This window comes from Streptomyces odonnellii, from assembly GCF_000981895.1.
Classification (GTDB): Bacteria; Actinomycetota; Actinomycetes; order Streptomycetales; family Streptomycetaceae; genus Streptomyces; species Streptomyces odonnellii.
Genome location: NZ_LATD01000618.1, coordinates 1 through 3,143, shown reverse-complemented (window position 1 = coordinate 3,143; position 3,143 = coordinate 1). Strand labels below are relative to the sequence as shown.

Here is a 3,143-nt window from a genome sequence, read left to right as displayed (position 1 = left end):
CCCCACCATGGCGACCACTGACTTCCGCCAACCCCCCGGCGCCGACCCCGAATCCTCCCTGACCGGCGTCCTGTACGAGGGCTTCCCCACCGACGCCCCGTATGTCGTGTACGGAGCGGACCACTGGGTCTTCAACGGTACGGGGGTGAGGCGCGGCGACTCCTTCGCCCATCTCGTCGGAGTGGAGTACGACCGCGTCACCCCGGGCGCGCCGACTCCCACCCCTGGGCCCGCGCCGATCGAGATCGTCGCCCACTCCCCGCTCGTCTGCAACGGCCGGAAGAGCCACTCCGACTCCGCGTACTACACCGTGCCCAGCGGTGCAGGCGTCTTCGCCACCGGGACGATGCGGTGGGTGGAGGGGCTGATGGCGGGGACGCGGGAGAACGGGCGCAACCACGGTATGGACGCGCGGACCGGCGCGTTCGTCACCCGTACCACCGAAAACGTGCTCCGCGCCTTCGCAGAGGGCCCGGCGGCAAGGACGAAGCCCAAGCCTAGGGACAACGTACGCGCGGTGTACGCGGTACGCACTCCGTGAGTACCCGGACGACACCGTACGGGCACCCGCCGGACACCAGTCAGCCGACGACCGCAGCAGTCCGCCGCCGATCCGTTCCCAATCCCGAGACGGCCTCCAGCCGCCCCAGGCCCGTCCATTAGGCTCGGCCCCATGGCCGACGCACCGTACAAGCTGATCCTCCTCCGCCACGGCGAGAGCGAGTGGAACGCGAAGAACCTGTTCACCGGCTGGGTGGACGTCAATCTCACCGACAAGGGCGAGAAGGAGGCAGTCCGCGGCGGTGAGCTGCTCAAGGACGCCGGCCTGCTGCCCGACGTACTGCACACCTCCCTCCAGCGACGCGCCATCCGCACCGCGCAGCTCGCGCTGGAGGCCGCGGACCGTCACTGGATTCCGGTCCACCGCTCCTGGCGGCTGAACGAGCGCCACTACGGCGCGCTCCAGGGCAAGGACAAGGCGCAGACGCTCGCCGAGTTCGGCGAGGAGCAGTTCATGCTGTGGCGCCGCTCGTACGACACGCCGCCGCCCGCGCTTGAGGACGGCACGGAGTTCTCGCAGAGCGACGACCCCCGCTACGCCTCGATCCCGAGCGAGCTGCGTCCGCGCACCGAGTGCCTCAAGGACGTCGTCGAACGGATGCTGCCGTACTGGTACGACGCGATCGTCCCGGACCTGCTGACCGGCCGTACGGTCCTGATCGCCGCCCACGGCAACAGCCTGCGCGCCCTGGTCAAGCACCTCGACGGCATCTCCGACGCCGACATCGCGTCCCTGAACATCCCCACCGGCATCCCCCTCGTCTACGACCTCGACTCCGACTTCCACCCCCTGACCCCCGGCGGCACCTACCTCGACCCGGACGCGGCGGCAGCCGCCATCGAGGCCGTCAAGAACCAGGGCAAGAAGAAGTAGCGTCCACGGCATCGCCCCACCGCCCCACCGCAGAACTTCAGTACTTCGGCACCTCCGGCCGGGCCCCGTGTGTGTTCGGGGCCCGGCCGTGTGCGTGTTCCCCTGGCAGCCGATCGGCTCAGTTCGTATCGCCGTCGGCCGGCGAGAACTTGTACGCCACGAATTCGGTGACCGGGGCGTATCCGATGCGCTGGTACAGGGCGTTGCTGGTGGGGTTGGCCGGGTCCGCGAACAGTACGACGTCCGTCGCGCCCGCGGTCAGCGCCGCCCTGCTCACCTCGGCCGTCACGGCGCCCGCGTAGCCGCGGCCCCGGAGGTGGGCCGGAGTGTAGACGGGGTCCACCCGGACCATGTCGGCGACCATCGAGGTCGTGGCAGCCATGGAGACGGGAGCGCCGTCCGGTGTTTCCCAGAACGTGAAGTGCCGGTCGCCGAAACGCGAGTCGGCCCAGGAACCGGCGCCGATCAGGTCGAGGGAAGGCTGTTCCCCGACGTCGACGCAGAACTCACGGCACCAGCGCACGACTTGCTCATGGTCCTGCTCGCCCGCGACGCGACCGCGGCCCTCGGCGAGCGGCTCCGGTGGGGTGAGCGTGCCGAGTCGGTAGAGACGGGCCCGCCAGTCGGGTTCCGACACCGCGCCCGTGTGCCGCTGCCATGCGTCGGCGAAAGCGGTGGCGGTGTTGTGGTCCGAGAGGACGCCGGGGAGGGGGTGGCCGAGGCCGGCCAGATGAGCGGCGAGGGTGTCGGCCTGCTCGGGGGAGAGGGCGGTGAGGGTCAGGCGGCGGGACGGGAGCCGGTAAAGGATGGCGTGGACCTCGCCCCCTGACTCCAGCCGTCCGAACAGGGTGGCTTCGGGCCCGTACGCGTCCGTCCCGTCGGTTCGCAGTTTCTCGATCACCGTCAGCGGTGTGTTGTGCAGGGCGGGCCGTGAGCGCAGGAAGTCTCCGGCTCGGGCGAGGAAGTCGTCGATGTCTTCGGTGAGGTGCCAGCCATCCGGTCGCATGCCTCATGCTTTCCCATGCTGTAGGCCTGTGACCAGTGGTTTTCGCTGATACGAGGCGGCTGGGCGCCACCGTCCAGGCCCACACCCAGCCCTCGTCCACGCCTGGGTTCCCCTGCCCCTACCCGTACCCGGACGCGCATCGCGCATACGAAAGGGGCCCCGCCCGCATTTCGCGGACAGGGCCCCTCGTCCTACCCAACTCTTTGCGCTCTTCTCTGCGCGCCGTACGCGGCTAGCCGCAGCCGCCGCCGCACTGGCACGAGCCGCCCGACTGGCAGCCGCAGCCGCAGCCCGAGCCGCAGCCGCATGCGCCGAGCATGGGCAGGTGGATGGCTCCGGCCGGGGCTTCCGGCCTGAGGTCGGTCGTCGGGGAATCGGCCATGGGATCCTCCTCAAAGGCGTGCGCGGATGACGCCTCTGCCCATTGCAAGCCCTCCCCGGCGGGCGCATCAACGGCGCATCTCCGGCGCATGCGCGCAAACACCGCTGCGCGCCCCTCCGCGACCTCCACACGGACGACCGCTCCGGCACAGACGACTGCTTCCGCACAGACGACCGCTTCCGTAAGCCCGACCACTCCCTTAAGGATGATCGTTTCCGCAAGGCTGGCCACTTCCGCAAGGCCGGTCACTTTCGCAACGCCGGCCACTTCCGCGACTACGACCCCGCACGGAGTACGCCCCCACCTGCCCCGCCCGTAAC

The 3,143-nt window shown here is 70.1% G+C and carries 4 protein-coding genes; 2 read left to right on the top strand and 2 right to left on the bottom strand.

The window, feature by feature from the left end:
* Nucleotides 1-541 (top strand): N,N-dimethylformamidase beta subunit family domain-containing protein (locus WH07_RS35695; protein WP_046509415.1); only part of this gene is annotated, 541 nt, incomplete at its 5' end.
* Nucleotides 542-673: 132 nt separating this feature from the next.
* Nucleotides 674-1,435, top strand: a complete 762-nt coding sequence (locus WH07_RS35690) for a phosphoglyceromutase (RefSeq protein WP_046509413.1) — start codon at nt 674-676, stop codon at nt 1,433-1,435.
* Nucleotides 1,436-1,553: 118 nt separating this feature from the next.
* On the opposite strand, the gene WH07_RS35685 is transcribed toward WH07_RS35690, so the two are convergent.
* Both WH07_RS35685 and WH07_RS40630 read right to left on the bottom strand, forming a co-directional pair.
* Complete coding sequence (locus WH07_RS35685; protein WP_046509410.1) at nt 1,554-2,441, bottom strand: GNAT family N-acetyltransferase; 888 nt, start codon at nt 2,439-2,441, stop codon at nt 1,554-1,556.
* A 232-nt stretch (nt 2,442-2,673) separates the two neighbouring features.
* The gene (locus WH07_RS40630; RefSeq protein ID WP_198533957.1) at nt 2,674-2,823 is read right to left on the bottom strand and encodes a hypothetical protein; all 150 of its coding nucleotides are present in this window, start codon (nt 2,821-2,823) and stop codon (nt 2,674-2,676) included.
* Nucleotides 2,824-3,143 lie beyond the last annotated feature (320 nt).